This window comes from Kitasatospora sp. NPDC004723, from assembly GCF_040609255.1.
GTDB lineage: Bacteria > Actinomycetota > Actinomycetes > Streptomycetales > Streptomycetaceae > Kitasatospora.
Genome location: NZ_JBEXJT010000044.1, coordinates 19,592 through 43,200, shown reverse-complemented (window position 1 = coordinate 43,200; position 23,609 = coordinate 19,592). Strand labels below are relative to the sequence as shown.

Annotated in this window: 21 protein-coding genes; 18 read left to right on the top strand and 3 right to left on the bottom strand. The window is 74.4% G+C overall.

The annotated features are described in order from the left end of the window. Window positions 1–44 precede the first annotated feature (44 nt). The gene (locus ABZW10_RS30650; RefSeq protein WP_355372288.1) at window positions 45–551 is read right to left on the bottom strand and encodes a MarR family winged helix-turn-helix transcriptional regulator; all 507 of its coding nucleotides are present in this window, start codon (window positions 549–551) and stop codon (window positions 45–47) included. A 172-nt stretch (window positions 552–723) separates the two neighbouring features. Here ABZW10_RS30650 and ABZW10_RS30645 point away from each other — a divergent pair, with 172 nt between their 5' ends. Continuing rightward, window positions 724–1,752 (top strand): GDSL-type esterase/lipase family protein, encoded by a 1,029-nt coding sequence (locus ABZW10_RS30645; RefSeq protein ID WP_355372285.1) that lies wholly within the window; start codon window positions 724–726, stop codon window positions 1,750–1,752. A gap of 81 nt (window positions 1,753–1,833) precedes the next feature. On the opposite strand, the gene ABZW10_RS30640 is transcribed toward ABZW10_RS30645, so the two are convergent. Further along, a complete protein-coding gene (locus ABZW10_RS30640) occupies window positions 1,834–3,126 on the bottom strand; it encodes a M14 family zinc carboxypeptidase (protein ID WP_355372282.1) in 1,293 nt (430 codons plus the stop codon). A gap of 435 nt (window positions 3,127–3,561) precedes the next feature. Here ABZW10_RS30640 and ABZW10_RS30635 point away from each other — a divergent pair, with 435 nt between their 5' ends. From ABZW10_RS30635 to ABZW10_RS30575, 13 genes are all read left to right on the top strand, one after another. Next, a complete protein-coding gene (locus ABZW10_RS30635; RefSeq protein WP_355372280.1) occupies window positions 3,562–5,490 on the top strand; it encodes a TIGR03960 family B12-binding radical SAM protein in 1,929 nt (642 codons plus the stop codon). Between the two features lie 120 nt (window positions 5,491–5,610). After that, window positions 5,611–5,829, top strand: a complete 219-nt coding sequence (locus ABZW10_RS30630) for a type II toxin-antitoxin system VapB family antitoxin (protein ID WP_355372277.1) — start codon at window positions 5,611–5,613, stop codon at window positions 5,827–5,829. Then, entirely contained in the window at window positions 5,830–6,255 is a 426-nt protein-coding gene (locus ABZW10_RS30625; RefSeq protein WP_355372274.1) for a PIN domain nuclease, read from the top strand. It begins immediately after the preceding gene. A gap of 173 nt (window positions 6,256–6,428) precedes the next feature. Then, window positions 6,429–7,229: a TIGR03936 family radical SAM-associated protein gene (locus ABZW10_RS30620; protein WP_355372271.1), complete on the top strand. Its 801-nt coding sequence runs from the start codon at window positions 6,429–6,431 to the stop codon at window positions 7,227–7,229. A 396-nt stretch (window positions 7,230–7,625) separates the two neighbouring features. Beyond that, window positions 7,626–11,168 (top strand): Rne/Rng family ribonuclease, encoded by a 3,543-nt coding sequence (locus ABZW10_RS30615; RefSeq protein WP_355372268.1) that lies wholly within the window; start codon window positions 7,626–7,628, stop codon window positions 11,166–11,168. 219 nt (window positions 11,169–11,387) lie between these two features. Next, window positions 11,388–11,702 (top strand): 50S ribosomal protein L21, encoded by a 315-nt coding sequence (gene rplU / locus ABZW10_RS30610; protein WP_030309710.1) that lies wholly within the window; start codon window positions 11,388–11,390, stop codon window positions 11,700–11,702. Window positions 11,703–11,714: 12 nt separating this feature from the next. Next, on the top strand, window positions 11,715–11,972 hold the full coding sequence (gene rpmA / locus ABZW10_RS30605; RefSeq protein WP_355372266.1) for a 50S ribosomal protein L27: 258 nt from the start codon (window positions 11,715–11,717) through the stop codon (window positions 11,970–11,972). A gap of 99 nt (window positions 11,973–12,071) precedes the next feature. Continuing rightward, a complete protein-coding gene (gene obgE, locus ABZW10_RS30600) occupies window positions 12,072–13,547 on the top strand; it encodes a GTPase ObgE (RefSeq protein ID WP_355372263.1) in 1,476 nt (491 codons plus the stop codon). A gap of 226 nt (window positions 13,548–13,773) precedes the next feature. Then, window positions 13,774–14,910, top strand: a complete 1,137-nt coding sequence (gene proB / locus ABZW10_RS30595; protein WP_355372260.1) for a glutamate 5-kinase — start codon at window positions 13,774–13,776, stop codon at window positions 14,908–14,910. Between the two features lie 141 nt (window positions 14,911–15,051). Next, window positions 15,052–15,576, top strand: coding sequence for a hypothetical protein (locus ABZW10_RS30590; protein WP_355372257.1), 525 nt, complete (start codon window positions 15,052–15,054; stop codon window positions 15,574–15,576). A gap of 100 nt (window positions 15,577–15,676) precedes the next feature. After that, the gene (locus tag ABZW10_RS30585; RefSeq protein WP_355372255.1) at window positions 15,677–16,999 is read left to right on the top strand and encodes a glutamate-5-semialdehyde dehydrogenase; all 1,323 of its coding nucleotides are present in this window, start codon (window positions 15,677–15,679) and stop codon (window positions 16,997–16,999) included. Between the two features lie 100 nt (window positions 17,000–17,099). Beyond that, window positions 17,100–17,687, top strand: coding sequence for a hypothetical protein (locus ABZW10_RS30580; protein ID WP_355372253.1), 588 nt, complete (start codon window positions 17,100–17,102; stop codon window positions 17,685–17,687). A 192-nt stretch (window positions 17,688–17,879) separates the two neighbouring features. After that, window positions 17,880–18,944: a hypothetical protein gene (locus tag ABZW10_RS30575; protein ID WP_355372251.1), complete on the top strand. Its 1,065-nt coding sequence runs from the start codon at window positions 17,880–17,882 to the stop codon at window positions 18,942–18,944. 124 nt (window positions 18,945–19,068) lie between these two features. Here ABZW10_RS30575 and ABZW10_RS30570 read toward each other — a convergent pair whose 3' ends face one another. After that, complete coding sequence (locus tag ABZW10_RS30570) at window positions 19,069–20,175, bottom strand: M48 family metallopeptidase (RefSeq protein WP_355372248.1); 1,107 nt, start codon at window positions 20,173–20,175, stop codon at window positions 19,069–19,071. A 265-nt stretch (window positions 20,176–20,440) separates the two neighbouring features. Here ABZW10_RS30570 and ABZW10_RS30565 point away from each other — a divergent pair, with 265 nt between their 5' ends. The 4 genes from ABZW10_RS30565 (at window position 20,441) to ABZW10_RS30550 (ending at window position 23,570) form a co-directional block, all read left to right on the top strand. Continuing rightward, window positions 20,441–20,587 (top strand): hypothetical protein, encoded by a 147-nt coding sequence (locus ABZW10_RS30565; protein ID WP_355372245.1) that lies wholly within the window; start codon window positions 20,441–20,443, stop codon window positions 20,585–20,587. 188 nt (window positions 20,588–20,775) lie between these two features. Beyond that, on the top strand, window positions 20,776–20,934 hold the full coding sequence (locus ABZW10_RS30560; protein ID WP_344342390.1) for a hypothetical protein: 159 nt from the start codon (window positions 20,776–20,778) through the stop codon (window positions 20,932–20,934). A 97-nt stretch (window positions 20,935–21,031) separates the two neighbouring features. After that, entirely contained in the window at window positions 21,032–21,664 is a 633-nt protein-coding gene (gene nadD, locus ABZW10_RS30555; RefSeq protein ID WP_355372243.1) for a nicotinate-nucleotide adenylyltransferase, read from the top strand. 22 nt (window positions 21,665–21,686) lie between these two features. After that, window positions 21,687–23,570 (top strand): LytR C-terminal domain-containing protein, encoded by a 1,884-nt coding sequence (locus ABZW10_RS30550; protein ID WP_355372241.1) that lies wholly within the window; start codon window positions 21,687–21,689, stop codon window positions 23,568–23,570. Window positions 23,571–23,609 lie beyond the last annotated feature (39 nt).

The following is a 23,609-nucleotide window of genomic DNA, read 5'->3' as shown; positions in this document are numbered from 1 at the left end:
GCCGGTGGCCTCCGGGATCGGTGGGCCGGCCGCGGGGCGGGGCCTCAGTCGGCCGGCGGGACGTCGAGGAGCTTGCGGGTGAGGCGGACCAGCGTCGCGCGCTCGTCCGGGGTGAGGGCGGCGAAGGCGTGGTCCAGGACGGGCGCCATGGCGCGGTCGGCCGCGGCCAGGGCGGCGCTGCCGTCCGGGGTGAGGGTGACGGCGTAGGCGCGGCGGTCGCGGGGGTGGCGCTCGCGGCGGACCAGGCCGGCGCCCTCCAGGGCGTCGACGCAGCCGACCATGACGCTGCGGTCGATCCGCAGCTGCTCGCTCAGCTCCTGCTGGGAGCAGCTGCCGACGGCGGCGAGCATCTTGAGCACCAGGTGCTGGGGGACCGTCAGGGGGCCGCCGGAGAGCTGCTCGTCGATGGCGCGGGCGACCGCGGTGGTGGCCCGGCAGAGCGCGACGTCCGGGCGGTCCAGGGTGAGCGCGGCGAAGTAGCGCCGCCGCTCGCCGCCGTCGTCCGCCCGGCTGGGCGAGGCGAGGCGGGCGGGCCGGGGGGCGGTGGCCATCGGGGCTCCTTCGGTGGTGGACGGCCAGCATAACGCTCCCCGGAGATTGTTTGACGGTAGATGATTTCTGCCGATACGTTTCGGTGAGCATACGTGATTGAAGGTCAGATTGTTGACCGGCAGACGGATTTGCCGGCGGAGGGGTCCGCCGGCGGAGGGACGGGGGTGGGCGATGACCGGGACCGGAGCCGCGGGGGAGCCGCGGGTGCGGTGGTTCGACCCGGCGGACGAACGGCTCGGCTGGGACGGCGTCTGCGGTTTCGAGCGGGCCGGCGGGACGGTGCTGCCGCTGCGGATGCCGCAGGAGCGGATCGCCACCACGCTCAGCGAGGACTTCGGCCGGCTCGCCGCGCTCCCGGCCGGCGCCCGCTTCGCCGTGCGCACCGACGCGGCCCGGCTGCTCCTGGACGTGGACGCGGAGGCGGGCGGGGCGCCGCTGGACGTGCTCGCCGACGGCGCGCTCGTCCACCGCCGCCGCCCCGGGCCCGGCCGGGAGCGGATCGACATCGCCCTGCCCGGCGTCCCGGCCGAGGTCGAGGTGTGGCTGCCGCACCTGTCCCGCACCCGCCTGGCCGCGGTCGGCCTGTCCGGCCACCGGCTGCTGGCGCCGGTCCGGCGCACCGGCCCGCGCTGGGTGGCCTACGGCAGCTCGCTGACGCACGCGATGTTCCCGCACGGGCCCTCCGAGAGCTGGACCGCGCTGCTCGCGCGCCGCCGCGGCTGGCGGCTGCGCAACCTCGGGTTCGCCGGGCAGGCCTATCTGGACCCGCTGGTCGCCCGGGTCCTGCGGGACACCCCCGCCGAGCTGATCACCCTGGAGATCGGCACCAACGCCTATATCAAGTCGGCCTTCACCTCCCGCAGTTGGGGTCCGGCGGTGGGCGGCTTCGTCGAGACCGTCCGGGACGGGCACCCGGACACCCCGATCGCCGTGATCGCGGCCCTGCCGTCGGCGCCGCGCGAACACGCCCGCAACGCCGCCGGGTTGACGCTGGCCGACGTGCGCGAGCTGACCGGCGCGGCCGTGCGGGTGCTGCAACGGCTCGGCGACCGGCGGCTGCACCTGGTGGACGGCCGCGACGTACTGCCGCTCGCCGAGGCGGACGGGCTGTACGCCGACGGCCTGCACCCGACGCCGGCCGGCGAGCACCGGCTGGCCGGACTGGTCGAGCCGTTCCTGCTGCCGCTGCTCGGCGCCTGAAGGGGGAGCGCCGGTCGGGGAGGGCCGGCCGGGGAGCGCGGGGCGGGGAGGTCAGCCGGCCGGGGACGTCAGCCGGGGACGTCAGCCGGGCGGCAGCAGGAGGTCGGCGGCGGCGAGCACCGCCCGGGTCTGGTGGGCGACCTGGGTCTCCACCGGCACCCAGCGGGCGCCCAGCCGGTGCAGGCCCTCCAGGCTCGCCGAGACGATGACCCGGGCGCGCGCCCGGGCCGCGTCCGCCGCCGGGCCGCCGCAGTCCGCGAGCAGCCGCAGCAGCATCGAGGCGATCCGCAGCGGCACCCGCTCGGCCGCGATCCGCGCCGCGGTCACCCGGGACACCGACAGCGGCGCCGACGACCAGTGGGCGATCCAGTCGTCCACCACCGGCCGGCAGACCGCCAGGTTGAACTCCACGGCGCGCAGCAGCGGCCCGTACGCCACCCCCGCGTGCGGCGGCACCAGCGGCAGCAGGGCGGTCAGCTCCGCGACCCGGCCGGCCAGCCGGTCGGCGCAGGTCCCGACGGCGGCGCGCACGTCCGGCGCCGGGCGGGCGTCGCCGACCGCGTCGATCGCCCACATCGGGGCCTCCAGCACCGCCGTGATGCCGCCGTACCGGCCCGCGTACGACCAGGTGGACAGCTCCGGGCGGTCCGGCAGCGGCTGCCGGCGCCGGCCCGGCGCCGGCATCACATAGGTGCCGGGGGCCGGACTGTCCCAGCCGACCGCGTCGTAGGAGTCGACGTCCAGCGGGATGCCGCCGCGCGCCACCGAGCGGGCGAAGCGGTCGGCCAGGGCCGGCAGCGGCCGGGTGAGCTGCACGAACGCGCCGCCGAAGTCCACGCCGTGCAGCGAGCACTGGAGCACCGGGCGCAGCTCGTCGATCAGCCCGGTCAGCACCCGGCTCTCCGGCATCGGCGCCAGCGGGCCGTCCGGGTGCGGCAGCAGCTCCGGCTGCTCGTGGAAGGCCGGGCGGAAGAAGTGCTCGTAGTGCCGGGCCGCGGTCAGCGGGCCGTGCAGCCAGCCCTCGTTGAGCGCGGCGCCGTCCGGGTCCAGGCAGAGCAGGACGTGCCAGCCGACCCCCGGGCGCGGCGGCAGCTCCAGCACCCGCTCGGCCAGCCCGACGGCGGCGGCCAGGCCCACCGGCTCGTTGGGGTGCGGCCCGCCGACGGCCAGCACCGTGTGCTCGCCGCCGTCCACCGAGAGCAGCACCAGCGGGCGCCCCGCCCGGGAGCGGCCCACCTCGCGGACCCGGCAGCGCCCCGGGTGGCGGCGGGCCAGCCGGCGGGCGGCGGCGATCGCGCGCGCCACCGTCGGATAGGTCCCGGTGCCGAGGTGCGGGGCTTGGATCCGGCGCGTCCGCCGGCCCGTGTCGGTCATGGCTCTCCTGTCCTCGGGGGCGGGCGGGGCGGCACGGTCGGGCGCCCGGCGCGGGGTCGGGGGCCTCGGCCGGGAGCGCGGCGCGAGGTCGCACCGGGCCTGCCCGGCGCGGCCGGTGCGCGCGCGGCCAACTCCCTCGTCCCGGGGCGCACAGGACCTTCCGGTGGAGCCTTGCCAGTACCGCACGTGCCCGCGGAACGTGTCAACAGTCGTCGGGCACCCGCGGTGGGGCCGCGGTGGGCCCGCGGTCGGACACCGGTGGGGCCGCGTTCACGTGCCGGGATCCCCGGCCGGGCCCGGTCCGGGGCCCGGACCACCACCCTCGGCCGGGCCTGGGGCCGCGGCGGTTCGGCTACCCTTGAGGGTCACCCCTCCCAGCCGTCGCCCCCGCGGAGTGCGCGGCGGTCCCGAACGTCGTAAGGGTTCCTAGTACTCATGACTGTCGAATCGGTCTTCCCACGCCTGGAGGCCCTCCTCCCGCACGTCCAGAAGCCGATCCAGTACGTCGGCGGCGAGCTGAACTCGACCGTCAAGGACTGGGACGCCTGCGACGTCCGCTGGGCGCTGATGTACCCCGACGCCTACGAGGTGGGCCTGCCCAACCAGGGCGTCATGATCCTCTACGAGGTGCTCAACGAGCAGGAGGGCGTCCTCGCCGAGCGCACCTACAGCGTCTGGCCGGACCTCGAGGCGCTGATGCGCGAGCACGGCGTCCCCCAGTTCACCGTGGACGCCCACCGGCCGGTGCGCGCCTTCGACGTGTTCGGGCTCTCCTTCTCCACCGAGCTCGGCTACACCAACATGCTGGCCGCGCTCGAACTGGCCGGCATCCCGCTGGCCGCCGCCGACCGGACCGACGAGGACCCGGTCGTGCTGGCGGGCGGCCACGCCGCGTTCAACCCCGAGCCGATCGCGGACTTCATCGACTGCGCGGTGATCGGCGACGGCGAGCAGGCCGTGCTCGACATCACCAAGATCGTCCGGCAGTGGAAGGCCGAGGGCCGCCCGGGCGGGCGCGACGAGCTGCTGCTGCGGCTGGCCCGCACCGGCGGCGTGTACGTGCCGAAGTTCTACGACGTCGAGTACCTGGCCGACGGCCGGATCGGGCGCGTCGTGCCGAACGCCCCCGGTGTGCCGTGGCGGGTCTCCAAGCACACCGTGATGGACCTCGACGAGTGGCCCTACCCGAAGCAGCCGCTCGTCCCGCTCGCCGAGACCGTCCACGAGCGGATGTCCGTGGAGATCTTCCGCGGCTGCACCCGCGGCTGCCGCTTCTGCCAGGCCGGCATGATCACGCGCCCCGTGCGGGAGCGAAGCATCACCGGCATCGGCGAGATGGTCGAGCGCGGGCTCAAGGCGACCGGCTTCGAGGAGGTCGGCCTGCTGTCGCTGTCCTCCGCGGACCACACCGAGATCGCCGACGTCGCCAAGGGCCTCGCCGACCGCTACGCCGAGGACAAGATCGGCCTGTCGCTGCCGTCCACCCGCGTCGACGCCTTCAACATCGACCTCGCCAACGAGCTCAGCCGCAACGGCCGCCGCTCCGGCCTCACCTTCGCCCCCGAGGGCGGCAGCGAGCGCCTGCGCAAGGTGATCAACAAGATGGTGTCGGAGGAGGACCTCATCCGCACCGTCGCCACCGCCTACGGCAACGGCTGGCGCCAGGTGAAGCTGTACTTCATGTGCGGCCTGCCCACCGAGACCGACGAGGACGTGCTCCAGATCGGCGAGATGGCGAAGAACGTCATCCAGAAGGGCCGCGAGGTCACCGGCCAGAACGACATCCGCTGCACCGTCTCCATCGGCGGGTTCGTGCCCAAGCCGCACACCCCGTTCCAGTGGGCCCCGCAGCTGTCCGCCGAGGCCACCGACGCCCGCCTGGCCAAGCTGCGCGACTCGATCCGCGGCGACCGCAAGTACGGCAAGAACATCGGCTACCGCTACCACGACGGCAAGCCCGGCATCGTGGAGGGCCTGCTCTCCCGCGGCGACCGCCGGGTCGGCGCGATCATCCGCGCGGTCTACGAGGACGGCGGCCGCTTCGACGGCTGGCGCGAGCACTTCTCGTACGACCGCTGGATGGCGAGCGCCGAGAAGGGTCTGGCCGGCACCGGCGTCGACGTCGACTGGTACACCACCCGCGAGCGCGGCTACGAGGAGGTCCTGCCCTGGGACCACCTGGACAGCGGTCTCGACAAGGACTGGCTCTGGGAGGACTGGCAGGACGCCCTGGAGGAGGTCGAGGTCGACGACTGCCGCTGGACCCCGTGCTTCGACTGCGGCGTCTGCCCCCAGATGGACACCCACATCCAGGTCGGCCCCACCGGCAAGAAGCTGCTCCCGCTCACCGTGGTGAACACGTAGGAGCGACACCTCGAGACCCCCAGTGGATACATCCACTGGGGGTCTTTGTATATACGAACTTGAGTCCGGATGCTATTGTTGGTTTCGCTGATTTGATATTGACTCATGGAGGTGGATAGGGTGGCCAAGACGATGATCGATATCAATGAGGAAGCCCTGGCGCTGGCTGCCGAGGTGCTCGGTACCACGACGAAGAAGGACACCGTCAATGCGGCCCTGGAGGAGATCGGGGCGCGCTACAGGCGCGAGCAGGCGCTCGCCCAGCTGGTGGCGCTGGCCGATGACGGCGCGTTCGACAAGCTTCTGGAGCCGGGCTTCGAGGAGGAGGCGTGGCGCTGAATGGCCGGTGCTGAGCAGTTCCTGATCGACAAGTCCGCGCATGCGCGGATCCTCCGGCCGGTGTGCCGCGGCCAGTGGGCCGATGTGCTGTTGAGCGGACGCGTCTCGCTGTGTGCGCCGAGCGAGGTCGAGATCCTCTACTCGGCCCGGTCGGTGGAGGACTACGGCCGGATCAAGCGTTTGCTCGCCGACGTGTACGGGTGGGTCGCGGTGCCGGACAGCGCGTGGCAGCGACTCCTGTCGATCCAGGAACGGCTGGTGAAGAACGGCCAGCACCGCTCGGCGGGGATTCCGGACCTGCTGGTCGCCGTCACCGCCCTGCACCACGGGTTGACCGTGCTGCACTACGACCGGGACTTCGAGACCATCGCCAAGCACACCGAGCTCAAGACCCGGTGGCTCGCGGAGCCCGGGTCGCTGGACTGAGAACCGGGCTGCGGGCGGGGGCGGGGCGAGGGGTGGGCCGGGGCGCGTACCCTTTGAGGTGACAGCGTCCGGACAGTGGCGGGAAAACGCCGCCGCTGTGGACGGGGACAACTGACGAAGGACTGAGCGACCTGGCACGCCGTACGCCCGACGGTCCGCCGCCCGCGCCGACGGTGCAGCGGATCCGTCTCCGCTACACCAAGCGCGGCCGGCTCCGCTTCACCAGCCACCGCGACTTCCAGCGCGCCTTCGAGCGCGCCCTGCGCCGGTCGGCGGTGCCGATGGCCTACTCGGCCGGCTTCACCCCGCATCCCAAGGTGTCCTACGCCAACGCCGCGCCGACCGGCGTGGCCAGCGAGGCGGAGTACCTGGAGATCGGGCTCGCCGCCCCCCGCGACCCGGAGGAACTGCGCGTCCAACTGGACGAGTCGCTGCCCGGGGGCCTCGACGTGATCGACGCGGTCGAGGTGCGCACGCCCAACTTCGTGGAGCGCCTGGAGGCCTCCGAATGGCAGGTCCGGCTCGACGGCGTCGAGCCGCAGGAGGCGGGCCGCGCGATCGCGCTGTTCCTCGCCGAGGAGCGGGTCGAGGTCGAACGCCTCACCAAGAACGGTGTCCGGGTCTTCGACGCGCGCGGCGCGGTGGCGGCTCTCGAACTCCTCCCGCCGCAGGTCGTCGACGGTGCGGACACGGCGGGTGAAGAGGCCCGCGATGTTCGGACCGGGCGTCCCTGTGCGATACTGCGCCTGGTAGTACGACACGCCACACCCGCCGTACGACCCGACGACGTGTTGTCCGGTCTCCGTGCGACGGCCGACCTGGCGCCGCCGGTCCCCGCAGAGGTGACCAGGCTGGCGCAGGGGCCGCTCGACGAGGGGACCGGCACGGTGACCGACCCGTTGGCGCTCGACCGCGCCGCGGCCCCGGCCGGCCCTGTGGCCACCGGCGAGCCGCGCGCAACCGCGTCCGCCTAGCGGGCGGAGGCCGGGTCCAGTTCCCCACTGGGCCCGCTGGTCCTCCAGGCCCCCGCGGCTCCCCAGGGGAGCGAGCGTCGTCGAAGCACAGGCCGGCCTCTTGCGGCCCGCCGACCCCGAGGGTCGGTGGGCCCGAGGACCCCGTCCGGGAGCCACCCGGGGTTGGGGAACGGCGCAGCTTGGGAAAACCTCAGAAGACTGGTCAGACCAGAAGACTTTCGACACCCCGCCGAGTGCGGGGCGCCGAGCGAGACTACGAGCCCCTGTGCGGCCTCGCGTCCGCGCGGCGGCACCGTGAAAGGGTCCGGCCCGAGCATCGTCGCGATGCCGGCCGGCCACCGGTGCCGCGCCGTGCCCGGATGCGGAGCCCGGGGGCCTGACGGGAGATCCACCCGCATGCTCGAGAACACCGATCCGCAGCAGTCTGCGGCAACGGAACAGAACGACACCGCCGCGTCCGGCGGCGAGGGCGCGTCCGCCGCGCCTCCGCGCCGGCGCCGCCGCGCGGTGTCCCGCCCGGCCGGTGCGCCGCAGGGCGCGGCCGCGGAGACCGCCGAGACGGTCATCGCCGCCGAGGAACCGGTGCCGGCCGCCGCCGAGCCCGAGACCGCCGCCGCCGAGCCGGTCGCGGAGAAGCCGGTGCGCGCCCGCCGCACCCGCAAGCGGGCCGAGGCGCCCGCCGGTGCGCCCGAGGCCACCGCCATCGTGGTCACCGCGCCGGACGCCGACGGGACGCCGGCCGCGGCCGAGCCCGAGGCGCCGAAGAAGGCCGAGAAGGCCGACAAGACGGAGAAGGCCGAGAAGCCCGTGCGGGCCCGCCGGACCCGCAAGAAGGCCGAGGCCGTGCCGGTCGAGGAGCCGGTGCAGGCCGTCGCCGAGCCCGGGCCCGTCGTCGAGCCGGTCGCCGCCGAGCCGGTGGCCGTCGAGGCGCCCGTCGAGGAGGCTCCGGCCGCCCCCGCGCGCCGTGCCCGCCGCCGTCGGGTGGTCGAGGCCGCCCCGGTGGTCGAGCCCGCCCCCGTCGTCGAGGAGCCGGTGGCCGAGGAGCCCGAGGCCGAGGAGGCCCCGGCCGAGGAGCCGGTCGTCGAGACGCCCGCCGTCGAGCAGCCCGCGCCCGCGCCGGCCGCCGAGGCCGAGCCGCCGCAGCGGGTGCGCCGCCGCGCCGTCCGCCCGTCCACCGCGATCTTCCAGGCGCCGGTCTTCCAGGAGCCCGCCCCCTACGTCGCCCCGTCCGCGCCGGCCGCCCCGCAGCCGGCCGCCGCCGAGGCGCCCGCCGCGCCGGTGGAGCGCGAGGAGCGCGAGGAGCGCGCGGAGGAGGACGAGTTCGAGTACAGCGGCGTCGGCCGCCGCCGCCGCGTCCGCACCTCGGTGCGGGTGCAGACCCCGGCGCGCTCGAAGGCCGCCAGGGGTGCCGCGAAGCCCGCCGCCGCGAAGCCGGTCGTCGAGAAGCCGGTCGTCGAGAAGCCCGTGGTCGAGGAGCCGCCCGTCGAGGCGCCCGCCGCCGTCGAGGCCCCCGTCACCGGTCCCGAGGCCGAGGACGAGTGGGAGGACGGCCGCCCGTCGCGCCGCCGTCGCCGGGGCGGCCGCCGCCGCCGTCGTGGCGAGGCCGAGGAGATCGAGGCCGAGGCGCCCGAGACGGAGCAGCCCACCGCCGAGGAGCCGGCCGACGAGGACGACGAGGACGACGACCTGGCCGCCGGCCTGTCCTCCTCGCGCCGCCGTCGCCGCCGTCGCCGCCGCAGCGGTGAGGCCGGCGCCGTCGAGACCGCTGAGACCACCGAGGACGGCGTCCGCACGGTGGTGAAGGTGCGCGAGCCGCGCCGCCGCTCCACCGAGCCGTCCTTCGACCCGGACGAGGTGCAGTCCATCAAGGGCTCCACCCGCCTGGAGGCCAAGAAGCAGCGCCGCCGCGAGGGCCGCGAGCTGGGCCGCCGCCGGGTGCCGATCATCACCGAGGCCGAGTTCCTGGCCCGCCGCGAGTCGGTCGAGCGTGTCATGGTGGTGCGCCAGAACGGCCAGCGGACCCAGATCGGCGTCCTGGAGGACGGCGTGCTCGTCGAGCACTACGTCAACAAGGAGCAGGCCACCTCGTACGTCGGCAACGTCTACCTGGGCAAGGTCCAGAACGTGCTGCCGTCCATGGAGGCCGCCTTCGTCGACATCGGCAAGGGCCGCAACGCGGTGCTGTACGCCGGCGAGGTCAACTTCGGTGCGCTCGGCGGCCACGGCGGCCCGCGCCGGATCGAGTCGGTGCTGAAGTCCGGCCAGTCCGTGCTGGTGCAGGTCTCCAAGGACCCGATCGGCCACAAGGGCGCCCGGCTGACCAGCCAGATCTCGCTGCCCGGCCGCTACCTGGTCTACGTGCCCGAGGGCTCGATGACCGGCATCTCCCGCAAGCTGCCGGAGAACGAGCGCGCCCGCCTGAAGCAGATCCTCAAGAAGATCGTCCCGGACGACGCGGGCGTCATCGTGCGCACCGCCGCCGAGGGCGCCTCCGAGGACGAGCTGACCCGCGACGTCCAGCGGCTGCAGCAGCAGTGGGAGGACATCCAGAAGAAGGCCGCGTCCGGCAACGCCCCGGCGCTGCTCTACGGCGAGCCGGACATGACCGTCCGGGTCGTGCGCGACATCTTCAACGAGGACTTCACCAAGGTCATCGTCTCCGGCAACGAGGCGTGGAACACCATCCACGACTACGTCTCCAACGTGGCCCCGGACCTCGCCGAGCGGCTCCAGCGGTGGACCTCCGAGGTGGACGTGTTCGCCACCTACCGGATCGACGAGCAGCTGATGAAGGCGCTGGACCGCAAGGTCTGGCTGCCCAGCGGCGGTTCGCTGGTGATCGACCGCACCGAGGCGATGGTCGTCATCGACGTCAACACCGGGAAGTTCGTCGGCCAGGGCGGCAACCTGGAGGAGACGGTCACCCGGAACAACATCGAGGCGGCCGAGGAGATCGTGCGCCAGCTGCGGCTGCGCGACCTCGGCGGCATCATCGTGATCGACTTCATCGACATGGTCCTGGAGTCCAACCGCGACCTGGTGCTGCGCCGCCTGCTGGAGTGCCTGGGCCGGGACCGGACCAAGCACCAGGTGGCCGAGGTCACCTCGCTGGGCCTGGTGCAGATGACCCGCAAGCGGGTCGGCCAGGGGCTGCTGGAGTCCTTCTCCGAGCCCTGCGTGCACTGCAACGGCCGCGGTGTGATCGTCCACATGGAGCAGCCGAGCGCCCATGTGCACGCCGGTGGCGGCGCGGCCGCCGTCGAGGCGGGCTCGGGCGGCGGCAAGCGCCGGCGCCGGGGCAAGGGCGGCGCGGCGCACGAGGAGCCGCAGGTCGTCGAGGCCGTGGAGGCCGTCGAGCCGGTGGAGGTCGTCGAGACCGCCCCCGAGGCGCCGGTCCGCGAGGAGATCGAGGGCCAGCTGGCGATCGAGGTGCCGGGCGTCGAGGAGGCGCCGGCCGAGGTCGAGGCCGCGGTCGTCGAGGCTCCGGTCGCCCCGGCTCCCGCCACCACGCCCAGTGGGCGGCCCCGCCGCCGGGCGGTGCGCAAGGCCACGGCCCCGGCCGGTGCGCCGGGCGAGGCGGAGATCGTGGTGCTGCAGGCCAAGGCCGAGGCGGCGCTGGAGTCGGCCCTCGCGGCCGCCGACGCCGCCGCGCAGGCCCCGGCCGAGCCGGTCGTCGCCGAGGTCGTCACCGAGGCCGAGGCCGTCAGCGAGCCGGCCGCCGAGACCGCCGCCGAGCCGGCCGCGGCCGAGGAGCCCGCCGAGGAGGCTCCGGCTCCCAAGAAGCGGGCGGCCCGCAAGACCGCCGCGAAGAAGACCACCGCCGCCAAGAAGACAACGGCGGCGGCGAAGAAGACCACCGCCCGCAAGACCGCCACCAAGCGGACGAGCGCGGCGGCCAAGAAGGCGGCGGCCGCCGAGGGTGATACGGCGGCCGAGTAGTGCCCGGTCCGGGGCGGACCCCCTCCGCCCCGGACCCGTACGGGCCGGTTTGCCCCCACGGCGGCCGGTCCGTATTCTTGACCACTGGCGTGTCTACGCCATGCTCCCGAGCACATCACCTCCCGGGGCTCGCAAGAGTCCTGCGGGAGAGGTCCCCTGTGTCCGTACCCAGGTGGCTGGCATCAGGAGCTCCGACCGAGTTGGGAAAGTAGGTACCGCATGTACGCGATCGTTCGCGCAGGCGGCCGCCAGCACAAGGTCGCCGTCGGCGACGTGCTGGAGATCGACCGTATCGAGGCCAAGCCGGGTGACTCGGTGGAGCTCTCCACCATCCTGGTGGTCGACGGCGAGGCCGTCACCTCCGACCCGTGGGTGCTGGCCGGCGTCAAGGCCCACGCCGAGGTCGTCGACCAGACCAAGGGTGACAAGATCGTCATCCTGCGCTACAAGAACAAGACGGGCTACCGCCGTCGCCAGGGTCACCGCCAGCAGCACACCGCGGTGCGCATCACCAGCATCGACTCGGTCAAGTAAGGGGATAGCCAGATGGCACACAAGAAGGGCGCAAGCTCTACCCGCAACGGCCGTGACTCGAACGCCCAGCGCCTCGGCGTCAAGCGCTTCGGCGGCCAGGTCGTCTCCGCCGGCGAGATCATCGTCCGCCAGCGCGGCACCCACTTCCACCCGGGTGCCGGTGTCGGCCGCGGTGGCGACGACACCCTGTTCGCGCTGACCGCCGGTGCCGTGCAGTTCGGCACCCGCCGCGGCCGCAAGGTCGTGAACGTCGTGGCCGTCGAGGCCTGAGTCACCTGACTCACACTGAAGGGTGGGCCGGAATGATCCGGTCCACCCTTCGCGCTTTACCGCAGGCAGAACCACTTTCTTCGTATCGGAGGCACTTCCATGACCACCTTCGTGGACCGCGTCGAACTCCACGTCGCCGCGGGCAGCGGGGGCCACGGCTGCGCCTCCGTGCACCGCGAGAAGTTCAAGCCGCTCGGCGGCCCGGACGGCGGCAACGGCGGTGAGGGCGGCAGCGTCATCCTCACCGTCGACGCGCAGGTCACCACCCTGCTGGAGTACCACCACTCGCCCAAGCGCAAGGCCACCAACGGCAAGCCCGGCGCGGGCGGCCACCGCACCGGCGCCGACGGCCAGGACCTCGTCCTCGCCGTGCCGGACGGCACCGTCGTCCTCGACCGGAACGGCAACGTGCTCGCCGACCTCGTCGGCCACGGCACCAGCTTCGTCGCCTCCCAGGGCGGCCGCGGCGGCCTCGGCAACGCCGCCCTCGCCTCCGCCCGCCGCAAGGCCCCCGGCTTCGCGCTGCTCGGCGAGCCCGGCGAGGCCCGCGACATCGTCATGGAGCTCAAGTCCGTCGCCGACGTCGCCCTCGTCGGCTACCCGAGCGCCGGCAAGTCCTCGCTGATCTCGGTGCTCTCCGCCGCCAAGCCGAAGATCGCCGACTACCCGTTCACCACCCTGATCCCCAACCTCGGGGTGGTCACCGCCGGCGACACCGTCTACACCATCGCCGACGTCCCCGGCCTCATCCCCGGCGCCAGCCAGGGCAAGGGCCTCGGCCTGGAGTTCCTGCGGCACGTCGAGCGCTGCTCCGTCCTCGTGCACGTCCTGGACTGCGCCACCCTGGAGCCCGGCCGCGACCCGCTGACCGACCTGGAGACCATCGAGGCCGAACTCGCCCAGTACGGCGGCCTCGAGGACCGACCGCGCCTGGTCGCCCTCAACAAGGTCGACGTGCCGGACGGCCAGGACATCGCCGACCTCACCCGCGCCTCCCTGGAGGAGCGCGGCTACCGCGTCTTCGAGGTGTCCGCCGCCTCCCGCAAGGGCCTGCGCGAACTCAGCTTCGCCCTGGCCCAGATCGTCGCCGAGGCCCGCGCCGCCAAGCCGGTCGAGGAGTCCACCCGGATCGTGCTGCGCCCCGCGGCCGTCGACGACGCCGGCTTCACCATCACCGAGGAGGACGGCGCCTACCGCATCCGCGGCATCAAGCCCGAGCGCTGGGTCCGGCAGACCGACTTCTCCAACGACGAGGCCGTCGGCTACCTCGCCGACCGGCTGGCCCGCCTCGGCGTCGAGGAGAAGCTGTGGAAGGTCGGCGCGCAGGAGGGTGACACCGTCATCATCGGCCCCGACGAGAACGCCGTCGTCTTCGACTGGGAGCCGACCATGGCCGCCGGCGCCGAGATGCTCGGCCGCCGCGGCGAGGACCACCGCTTCGAGTCCCCGCGCCCGGCCGTCGACCGCCGCCGCGAGAAGCAGAAGGGCCGGGACGCCGCCGAGGCCGAGTACCTCGCCTTCGAGGCGCTCTCCAGCGGCCGTCAGGCCGCCGTCGAGGGCGACGACGAGGACTGACCGGCCCCGTGCCACCGGGCGGGCCCCCGCCATCCGTTCCAACGGGTGGCGGGGGCCCGCGCGTTGACGCGGCGTCCGGCGCCCGACGGCCGCCGCGGGCGCCGTCGGGCCGCCGTCCGGCCGCTGGAACGCGGTGCGGTCCGGCCGTGCCGATCGCGTAGATTGCGGGGGAAACGGCCGGGCCGGGGCCCGCCGCCAGCGCACCCACCGGAAGGGCGAAGCCGAGATGAGCGAGGACGAACTGCGGTCGGAGGTGCTGACCGCGCGGCGCATCGTCGTCAAGGTCGGCTCCTCCTCACTCACCACGGCCGCCGGCGGCATCGACGCCGACCGGGTCGACGCCCTCGTCGACGCCCTCGCCAAGGTCCGCACCCGCCCCGACGCCCCCGAGATCGTGCTCGTCTCCTCCGGCGCCATCGCCGCCGGCCTCTCCCCGCTCGGCCTGGAGAAGCGGCCCAAGGACCTCGCCCGCCAGCAGGCCGCCGCCAGCGTCGGCCAGGGCCTGCTGATCGCCCGCTACACCGCCTCCTTCGCCCGCTACGGACTGCGCGTCGGCCAGGTCCTGCTCACCGCCGAGGACGCCAGCCGCCGCGCCCACTACCGCAACGCCTACCGCACCCTCGACCAGCTGCTCGCGATGGGCGCCATGCCGGTCGTCAACGAGAACGACACCGTCGCCACCGCCGAAATCAAGTTCGGCGACAACGACCGGCTGGCCGCCCTCGTCGCCCACCTCGTCCGCGCCGACCTGCTCGTCCTGCTCTCCGACGTCGACGGCCTCTACGACGGCGACCCCTCCCGCCCCGGCACCAGCCGGATCGCCCGGGTCGCCGGACCGCACGACCTCGACGGCATCGAGATCGGCAGCGCCGGCAAGGCCGGCGTCGGCACCGGCGGCATGGTCACCAAGGTCGAGGCCGCCCGGATCGCCACCGGCGCCGGCATCCCCGTCGTCCTCACCGCCGCCAGCCACGCCGCCGACGCGCTCGCCGGCCGCCCCACCGGCACCCTGTTCCTGCGCACCGGCAGCCGCTCCTCCGACCGGATGCTCTGGCTCGCCCACGCCAGCAGCCCGCGCGGCGCCCTGCACCTGGACGCCGGCGCCGTCACGGCCGTCGTCTCCGGCGGCGCCTCGCTGCTCCCCGCCGGGGTCACCAAGGTGGACGGCGAGTTCACCGCGGGTGATCCCGTGGACCTTCTTGCCGAAAACGGCCACATCGTGGCGCGCGGACTGGTCAACTTTGATGCGAGGGAGTTGCCCCGCCTGCTCGGCCGGTCCACCCGGGACCTGGCCCAGGAGTTCGGCGCCGCCTACGAGCGGGAGGTCGTCCACCGCGACGACCTGGTCGTCCTGCGCGGCTGACCCGCCGCCGGACCGCCGGAAGCGCGGGCGGCTCCGCACGGGGAGCACGCCCGGCCACGGGCGAGCAGGGGCGCGGTCGTACGCGCGCCGGCCGGGGCCGGCGGGTACGACGACACGACATCGCCGAACAGGAGGCCGCCGGTGGAACGCAGGCGCGAGGCAGCGCTGACCGGAGGGACCGCGGGCCGACGGCTGACCAGCATCGACGGCGGCGCGGACGACGGAGCCGCCGGGCCGGCCGGTGCACCGCCGCAGGGACCCGGCACGGTGCACCGGCTCCGGACCGAGCGGCGCCCCGCCGCCGAACCGCCCGGCGCACCCGAGCAGGCCCGGCTCTGGCACGTGGTGCTCAGCGTCGCCGGGCCGGTCACCCCGCTGACCGAACTGCGGGCCGGTCTGGAGCGGCTGGCCTACGACCACTCGTTCTTCCTGACCGCCCGCTACGCCGCCGACCACGCCGAGATCCGCTACTGGGAGCAGGCCCGCGACCTGCACGACGCGGCGGCGATCGCGCTGCGGCTGTGGGGCGAGCACAAGGTGACGGCGAAACTGCCGCCGTGGGAGATCGTCGGCCTGGAGGTGGTGGACCGGGCGACGTACCACAAACGCGTCGCCGAGGGCTTCGCCGGCCCGCCCCCACAGCTGGGCGGGGTCTACCCCTACTGACGGCGGGGGCGTGCGGGGCTGGGACGGGGGAGCGGTGAAGGCCCGTCTCACCGGGCGAAACGGGCGGGGGAGGGCCAGGGCCCTCCACTACCCTGGGCGCATGAGCAGCGACCTCGCCACCGCCGACAGCCCCGTCCTCGCCGTAGCGCGCCGAGCCCGGGAGGCCGCCGCCGCACTCGCCCCGCTGCCGCGCGGCGCGAAGGACGCGGCGCTGCGGGCGGTCGCCGACGCGCTGGTCGCCCGCGCCGCCGAGATCACCGCAGCCAACGCCGAGGACGTCGAGCGCGCCCGCGCGGCCGGCACCGCCGAGTCGGTGATCGACCGGCTCACCCTCACCGAGGAGCGGATCGCCGCCATCGCCGCCGACGTCCGCGACGTGGCAGGCCTGCCCGACCCGGTCGGCGAGGTCGTGCGCGGCTACACCCTGCCCAACGGCCTGGACGTGCGGCAGGTGCGGGTCCCGCTCGGTGTCGTCGGCATCATCTACGAGGCCCGGCCCAACGTCACCGCCGACGCCGCCGCGCTCTGCCTGAAGTCCGGCAACGCCGTGCTGCTGCGCGGCTCCGCCTCCGCCTACCGCTCCAACACCGCGCTGGTCGCCGTGGTGCGCGACGCCGTCGCCGCCGCCGGGCTGCCGGCCGACGCGGTCCAGCTCGTCCCGGGCGAGAGCCGGGACTCCGTCCAGGAGCTGATGCGCGCCCGCGGCCTGGTCGACGTGCTCATCCCGCGCGGCGGCGCCTCGCTGATCCGCACCGTCGTCGAGGGCTCCACCGTGCCCGTCATCGAGACCGGCACCGGCAACTGCCACGTCTACGTGGACGCCGAGACCGACCTCGCGATGGCGGTGGGCATCCTGCTCAACTCCAAGGCCCAGCGGGTCAGCGTCTGCAACGCGGCCGAGACCCTGCTCGTCCACCAGGACGTCGCCGACGCCTTCCTGCCGCTCGCGCTGGCCGCGCTCGCCGAGGCCGGGGTCACCGTGCACGGCGACGAGGCGGTGCTCAAGGCCGCCGAGGGCTCCGCCGCCACCGTGCTGCCCGCCACCGAGGAGGACTGGGCGGCCGAGTACCTGTCGTACGACATCGCGGCCGCCGTCGTCCCCTCGCTGGACGCCGCCGTCGCCCACATCCGCCGCTGGACCTCCGGCCACACCGAGGCCATCGTCACCACCTCGCAGGCCGCCGCCCGCCGCTTCACCCAGCTCGTCGACTCGACCACGGTGGCCGTCAACGCCTCGACCCGGTTCACCGACGGCGGTGAGTTCGGCTTCGGCGCCGAGATCGGCATCTCCACCCAGAAGCTGCACGCCCGCGGCCCGATGGGCCTGCCCGAGCTGACCAGCACCAAGTACATCGTCACTGGTGACGGCCACGTCCGCGGCGAGGCGACGCCGACCGTCGGCGGCGCCGCCGACGCCGGCTGAACCCGGCCGGACCGGCCGCCGCCGGTCCGCCGTCACACGGGGGACGGACCAACTGCCCCGAGGCCCAGACAAATCGCCCGCCCGGTAATACGCTGAATCCGTGGCTGACGATGTGGGGGGCTTGCCGTACCCCGACGATGCCGACCACGGTGGTGCGGACGACGAGTTCGCCACCGTGGTCTTCGACGAGGCCTTCGTGCGGTCCGCCGCCGTGCACGAGCCGACCGCCAAGGAGCGGCAGCTCGCCGCCGCCGAGGCACGGTTCGAGCCGGACACGGCCGGGCCGGGCTGGGGCTACGACGCCCCGGCCGGGGACGGGCTGCCGCTGGAGCTGCGCCCGTACCCGAGCCGGCTCGACGACGACCACCACTATCCCGACCCGTGGTCCGGCCCGGGCCGGACCGCCGGCCGCCGCTCGCGGCGCCGGCGCCCGGGCGGCTTCGACCCGATCGGCGCCGACCGCGGCCGGTACGTCGCGCAGCAGCGCTGGCACCGGCCGGTGGCCTGGGTGCTCGCCGTGATCATGGGTGTGAGCCTGGTCGCGGTGGCGGTCGCGGCGATCTACCAGGGTGTGGGCGGGGCCGGCGGTGCGCCGCGCAGACCCGAGACCGGCAGCAGCAGCCCCGGGATCGACCCGCTGCCGGCGCCGGTCGAGCCGTCGCTCGTGGTCACCGCGCCGACGGGCTGACCGGCGGCGGTCCGGCGGTCCGGCGGTCCGGGGCGGTCCGGGGCGGTCCTGGGCGGGCCGACCGGCGTCGGAGGGGCGGCGGGGCGACGCGACGGCGCGTCCCCGGGGCGGCCGTGACCGGTCACGGAGGGGTTGCGGTGAACTGCGGCAGGACCCTCGTGGCGGGGCGCGGATGCGCCTTACCCTGGTCTCATGGGTGACCCGCGCGAACCCCCGGAGGGTGCGCCCGAGGGTGGTTCCGGAAACGATGACGAGTACCGGTCCGTCGTCTTCGACGAATCGTTCGTCCGGGCTGCCCGGATCCAGGAGTTGTCGGCGCGCGAGCGGCTGTCCGGCGCGTTCGGCCGGCCCACCCGGCCGAAGGTCCGGCTGGGGCCGCTCGGCACCGTGCCCCGGCAGGCGCTGGCGCTGCTGCTGGTGATCCTGCTGGCGTTCGGGGCCGCCGTGTACTTCGGCGTCAGCTCGCCGGTCCGGCCCACCGCCCGCCCCCAGGGCAGCCAGCTGACCGTGAGCCTGGTGGCGCTCAGCCCGGCCTCGACGGTCCACGCGGTCGCCGACCCGGCCAACCCGTTCGCCGGCCTGCCGCCCGGCTACAGCGACGGCGCGGTCGGGCTGGGGACGCCGACCGGGGCGGCCAGCGGGCACTTCTCCCGGGTCGAGGTGACCAAGGCGCTGGACACCGTGCAGCGCTACCTGGTGGCGTCCTCGCTGTCGCCCGCCGTGCTGGTGCAGGGGGCGACCGCGGAGGTGAGGTCCTTCGTCACCCCCGGTGAGCAGGCCGAGTTCGACGCGAGCGTGGTCCAGCCGGTCGACGACCGGCACCACGCGCTGACCGGCTGGCTGGTCCGCTTCGACCCGGCGCAGGTCTCGCTGGCCGCGGACACCGTCAAAGTGGCCGGCGCGATGCGGATCGACGAGTCGGACAGCAGCACGCTGCGGATCACCACCGACCACACCTTCGTCTACGCGCTGAAACCGGCCGGTGCGCAGAGCGGGGCGCCGGTCACCCTGGAGACCGTGCGGCGGCAGCTGACCTTCGAGTTCGACCGGATCGACCTGGCGGCGGCGCAACTGCGGCTGGTGGACTCGGTGCTCCAGGCCGGGCCGGTGCCCTGCGACGGCTCGCTGGCGGGGGTGGTGCAGCCGGTGCTGGCGGGCACGGACGCCACGGCGCCGCCGGCCGGGCCGCAGGCGGTGGACCCGGGGAACCACGCGAAGCCGGCCTGGCAGGTGTGCGGGGTGCTGGCGGGCAGCTGAGGCCGGTGGTTCGATGCCGGTGGTTCTCGCGGCTGGTGGCGGGGCGGCACGGCGGCACGCGGGTGCGCCGACGGCCCCCGGCCGGGTGGCCGGGAGCCGTCGAAACGTTCCTGCGGGCTGGGCCTCAGCCGTTCTCGCCGGAGCCGCCGTCCTTGCCGCTGCCGTTGGCCCCGTTGCCGGTGGAGCTGCCGTTGCCGTTGCCGCTGCTGCGCCCGGCGCCGGTGAAGGTGTCGCGGAGCTTGCCGCCGACCGAGGCCGCGCCGCCAGCGACGTCGCGGATGAGCCCCATCAGCGGGTCCTTGCTCTCCTTCACCGAGGCCGTGTAGTGCTCGGCGGCGGCCCGCCACTGCTCACCGACCGAGGTGTCCGGGTCGTCGGTGCGCCGCGGGTAGGCGCCGGCCAGGATGGAGCGGTACTCCTCGCTCTCGGCCCACTTCTTCAGCTGGGCGACCCGGACCACCGCGAACGGGTGGCTCTGCGGCAGCACCTGCAGCAGCTTGAGCACGCCGTCGCGCAGGTCGCCGGCCTTCTCGTACTCCGCGGCCTGCTCCAGGAAGGCGTCCACGTTCATCTCGGCCAGGTTGTGGCCGCCGGCCAGCTTCATCAGCGCCCGCATCGAGGCCTGAAGGTCCTGCCCGGCCAGCAGGCCGGCCCGGTCGCTGGAGAGCTCGGCCTTGCGGAACCACTCCTTGAGCGCGGTGACGATCGCCATGATCGCCAGGTTGCCGAGCGGCACCCAGGCGATCCGGGTGGCGATGTTGGTGAGGATCATCAGCATCGTCCGGTAGACGGCGTGCCCGGACATCGCGTGGCCGACCTCGTGGCCGATCACCGAGCGGAGCTCCTCCTCGTCCAGCAGCTCCACCAGGCCGCTGGTCACCACGATCACCGGCGTGTCGATGCCGATGCAGAACGCGTTGACCGTCGGGTCCTGGGTGACGTACAGGTCCGGCACCTGGTCGAGGTCGAGCACGTAGGCGGCGTCGCGGACCATGTCGTGCAGCTCCGGGAACTGCCGCTCGGAGGTCTTCACGGCGGTGGCCAGGAACATCAGCCGGATCGAGCGCTCGGAGACGAGGCCGGCGAGCCGCTTCAGCACGTCGTCGAAGCCGGTCAGCTTGCGCAGCGCGACGAGCGCGGAACGGTCCGCCGGGTGCTCCCAGGCGCGGGTGGAGATCTCCGGGAAGCGCTGGCGGCGCCGGCTCGGGGTCTTCTCGGTCGTGTCGGTCATGTGTGGGTACCTCCCTGTCGACGGCGGCCCCGGTCCCCGGCCGGCCCCCGCTGGTCTTCGCCTGCAACGACTGTCCGGACAACGTCCGCGGTTGCGTACTCGTCCCCGGCGGCGTGCCCCGAGTGGCGCGAGAGCCGTCCGGGGCGGCGCGGGCGGCGCCCGCGGGGGCGGTGGGCGCCGCCGGTGTGAGGGCGGTTTACCCTGAATGCCCGGGAGAGCCGGGCCACCTCAGGCCGCGGCACCGAGCAGTCCGAGGAGCCCGCAGATGTCCACCGCCGCCCTTGCCAGCCTGGCCGCCCCGATCTCCTCGGAGAACGGCCCCGGGCTCTTCCTGCGGATCATCGTGATCGCCTCGTTCGTCGGCGTGGGCCTGCTGGCGTGGATCCTGCTGCGGGCCGGCCGCAACAACTGACCCGGCCCGGCGGCCCGGCGTCGCCGCGGCCCCGGGGCCAGGCGTTCCGGGGCCCCGGCTCACGGCGGTTCAGCCGTGGTGGGCCGCCGAGCGGTTGCCGTGTAACCCCCCGTACGATGACGGGTGGGCCCTCACCGGCCCGCACGAACCCCCTGCCCGCCATCCGAGTCGAGAAGGTCCCGCCGACCATGAGCACTGCCGCCGCACTCCCCGTCCTGAACCTCCTCGCGAACGAGGGCGAGGGGGGCAACCACGACAGCCTCAACCCGTACCTGACGGGTGGCGCCGCGCTGTTCGTCCTGCTGGTGCTGCTCTTCGTGACCACCCGCTTCAACCGGGACCGCTGACCCGGCCGACGGTGGCCCGGGGTGCGGCACCGCCCCCGGGACGCCCGTCACCCGGCCGTTCCCGCACCGCAACGCGCGTCGCGTAAGGTGTGGCGCCATGGGAGAGCAGACCGGGAACCCCGGTGTACCGGTGCCGGAGAAGCGCCGTCTCGGCGTGATGGGCGGTACCTTCGACCCGATCCACCACGGACACCTGGTCGCCGCCAGTGAGGTCGCCAGCGCGTTCCACCTGGACGAGGTGATCTTCGTCCCCACCGGGCAGCCGTGGCAGAAGACCGACCGGCAGGTCAGCGCGGCCGAGGACCGCTACCTGATGACGGTCATCGCCACCGCAGAGAACCCGCAGTTCTCGGTCAGCCGCATCGACATCGACCGCGAGGGCCCGACGTACACCGTCGACACCCTGCGCGACCTGCACGCGCTGCACCCGGACGCCGACCTCTTCTTCATCACCGGCGCCGACGCGCTGGCCCAGATCCTCTCCTGGCGGGACTCCGACGAGCTCTTCTCGCTCGCCCACTTCATCGGGTGCACCCGGCCGGGGCACACTCTGTCGGACGCCGGGCTTCCGGTGGGCGGGGTCTCCCTGGTGGAGGTCCCGGCGCTGGCCATCTCCTCCACGGACTGCCGCAACCGGGTCGCCAAGGGCGAGCCGGTCTGGTACCTCGTCCCGGACGGCGTGGTCCGCTACATCGACAAGCGGGCGCTGTACGCGCCGCACCGGACCTGATCCCGGAGGGGCCGACCGACGGATGAGCGAGCGCAGGGGACCTCAGGGGCAGCAGCCCGGACAGCCGGACGACTGGTCGACCGGGCAGTACCAGCAGTACCAGCCCTACCAGCAGCAGGACGGCTACGAGCAGCAGCCCGGGCAGCCCGGCCAGTACGAGCAGCCGGGCCAGTACGAGCAGTACGACCAGTACGGCCGGCCGGTGCAGTCCGCACCCCACGGCCAGGGGCAGTACGGCTACCAGGACCAGTACCAGCAGCAGGGGTACCAGACCTCCTACGAGCCCGCGTACGAGCCCTCGTACGAGCAGCCGGGACCGTACGGGCAGCAGGTGCCGCAGGGGTACCAGCAGCAGGGCGGATACGGCTACCAGGACCAGTACCAGCAGGGGCAGCAGGGCTACCAGCAGCCGCAGCCGTACGAGCAGCCGCAGGCGTACGCGACGGCGCCGATGCCGGCCGTCGTCGAGCCGGAGCCGGCGGCGGAGCCCGCCGCGCCCGCGCCCACGCCCGCGCCCGCCGTGGCGCCGCCGCGCCCCCGGGTGCCGCGCCCGGCCGCCGCAGAGCCGGCCGCCCCCGCCCGGCCCGCGGCGCCGTCCGAGCAGGTCGGCGGTGCCCGCCCGGCCCGGGCCAGGAGCGCCGCCGGCGGCGCCGAGGACGGCTACCCCACGGACGAGTTCACCTTCGTCGACGACGAGGCGGAGAAGTCCGAGGACGTCATCGACTGGCTGAAGTTCGCCGAGTCCCGCAGCGAGGTGCGCGCCGAGCGCCGCCGCAAGCTGCGCACCCGGCTGATCGGCGCCGGCGTGGTCCTCGCGCTCGCCGCGGCCGGCACCGGCGGCTACCTCTGGTTCACCGGCGGCGACGGGAAGAGCGCGGCCGGCGCCGCCGGACCGCGCCAGGTCAACGTCGTCCACCTGCGCGACCTCCAGGGCAAGGTCTCCAGCGCGCTGCTGGTCAACGACGCCTCCGGCCGCAAGGGCACCGTCCTGCTGCTGCCGGACACGCTGCGGCTGCCCGGCCCCGGCGACCCGCCGGTCACCACGATCGGCCAGGCCATGGACACCCTCGGCGCCTCCGGCACCCGCGACGGCCTGACCACCGTGCTCGGCGCCCCGGTCGCCGGCACCTGGCGGCTCGACACCCCGTACCTGGAACTGCTGGTGGCCCAGCTCGGCGGCGTCCGGGTGGACACCAACGCCGAGGTCCACGACGGGGGCAAGCCGGACGGCAAGGTGCTCGCCGCCGCGGGCAAGAACACCCTGCTGAGCGGGAAGGCGGCGGTGGCCTACGCCACCCTGCAGAACGGCGGCGAGAACCGCGACGCGCAGCTCGCCCGGTTCGGCCAGGTGATGGACGCCGTGGTGCGCACCATGCCGGTCGAGTTCAAGGAGGCCAAGGACGACGTGCACCGGATGAACGCGGTGCTCGACCCCTCGCTGCCCGAGGACGCGCTCGCCGGGGTGCTCGCACAGATGGCGCAGCTCGCCAAGGACGGCCGGTTCGGCACCAGCGCGCTGACCGTCAAGCCGGACGGCTCGCTCGACGAGGCCACCGCCGGCCAGCAGGTCAAGGAGGTGCTCGGCGGCACCGTCAAGGCCGCGACCAGCGGTGACGCGCCGGCCCGGGTCTCCCTCCTGGACGCCACCGGCAACGACCAGGCGGCCGCCGCCGCCCAGGTCCAGGTGGTCAACGCGGGCCTGACCTTCGTGCCCGGCGGCGCCAAGGGCACCCCGCAGCCGGCCAGTGAGATCCGCTACACCGACGACGCCCGGCAGGCCGCCGCGAAGTCGCTGGCGACCAGCCTCAACCTGCCGGAGACGGCGGTGAAGAAGGTCACCGACGCGCAGAACGCCGACCTGGTCGTCGTCCTCGGCAAGGACTACGCGCCGCCGAAGGCCCAGTAGCCCGGCCGCGGACGGGCGGGCGGCCCCGGAAAAACGGTT

What these genes read in the sequence shown, in the direction of transcription:
- ABZW10_RS30570 (WP_355372248.1), bottom strand. Translation starts at nt 20,175, where the DNA reads ATGACCGACACGACCGAGAAGACCCCGAGCCGGCGCCGCCAGCGCTTC.
- ABZW10_RS30635 (WP_355372280.1), top strand. Translation starts at nt 3,562, where the DNA reads ATGACTGTCGAATCGGTCTTCCCACGCCTGGAGGCCCTCCTCCCGCAC.
- nadD (WP_355372243.1), top strand. Translation starts at nt 21,032, where the DNA reads ATGGGAGAGCAGACCGGGAACCCCGGTGTACCGGTGCCGGAGAAGCGC.
- ABZW10_RS30640 (WP_355372282.1), bottom strand. Translation starts at nt 3,126, where the DNA reads ATGACCGACACGGGCCGGCGGACGCGCCGGATCCAAGCCCCGCACCTC.
- proB (WP_355372260.1), top strand. Translation starts at nt 13,774, where the DNA reads ATGAGCGAGGACGAACTGCGGTCGGAGGTGCTGACCGCGCGGCGCATC.
- ABZW10_RS30575 (WP_355372251.1), top strand. Translation starts at nt 17,880, where the DNA reads ATGGGTGACCCGCGCGAACCCCCGGAGGGTGCGCCCGAGGGTGGTTCC.
- ABZW10_RS30565 (WP_355372245.1), top strand. Translation starts at nt 20,441, where the DNA reads ATGTCCACCGCCGCCCTTGCCAGCCTGGCCGCCCCGATCTCCTCGGAG.
- ABZW10_RS30625 (WP_355372274.1), top strand. Translation starts at nt 5,830, where the DNA reads ATGGCCGGTGCTGAGCAGTTCCTGATCGACAAGTCCGCGCATGCGCGG.
- ABZW10_RS30550 (WP_355372241.1), top strand. Translation starts at nt 21,687, where the DNA reads ATGAGCGAGCGCAGGGGACCTCAGGGGCAGCAGCCCGGACAGCCGGAC.
- obgE (WP_355372263.1), top strand. Translation starts at nt 12,072, where the DNA reads ATGACCACCTTCGTGGACCGCGTCGAACTCCACGTCGCCGCGGGCAGC.
- ABZW10_RS30615 (WP_355372268.1), top strand. Translation starts at nt 7,626, where the DNA reads ATGCTCGAGAACACCGATCCGCAGCAGTCTGCGGCAACGGAACAGAAC.
- ABZW10_RS30585 (WP_355372255.1), top strand. Translation starts at nt 15,677, where the DNA reads ATGAGCAGCGACCTCGCCACCGCCGACAGCCCCGTCCTCGCCGTAGCG.
- ABZW10_RS30645 (WP_355372285.1), top strand. Translation starts at nt 724, where the DNA reads ATGACCGGGACCGGAGCCGCGGGGGAGCCGCGGGTGCGGTGGTTCGAC.
- rpmA (WP_355372266.1), top strand. Translation starts at nt 11,715, where the DNA reads ATGGCACACAAGAAGGGCGCAAGCTCTACCCGCAACGGCCGTGACTCG.
- ABZW10_RS30560 (WP_344342390.1), top strand. Translation starts at nt 20,776, where the DNA reads ATGAGCACTGCCGCCGCACTCCCCGTCCTGAACCTCCTCGCGAACGAG.
- rplU (WP_030309710.1), top strand. Translation starts at nt 11,388, where the DNA reads ATGTACGCGATCGTTCGCGCAGGCGGCCGCCAGCACAAGGTCGCCGTC.
- ABZW10_RS30650 (WP_355372288.1), bottom strand. Translation starts at nt 551, where the DNA reads ATGGCCACCGCCCCCCGGCCCGCCCGCCTCGCCTCGCCCAGCCGGGCG.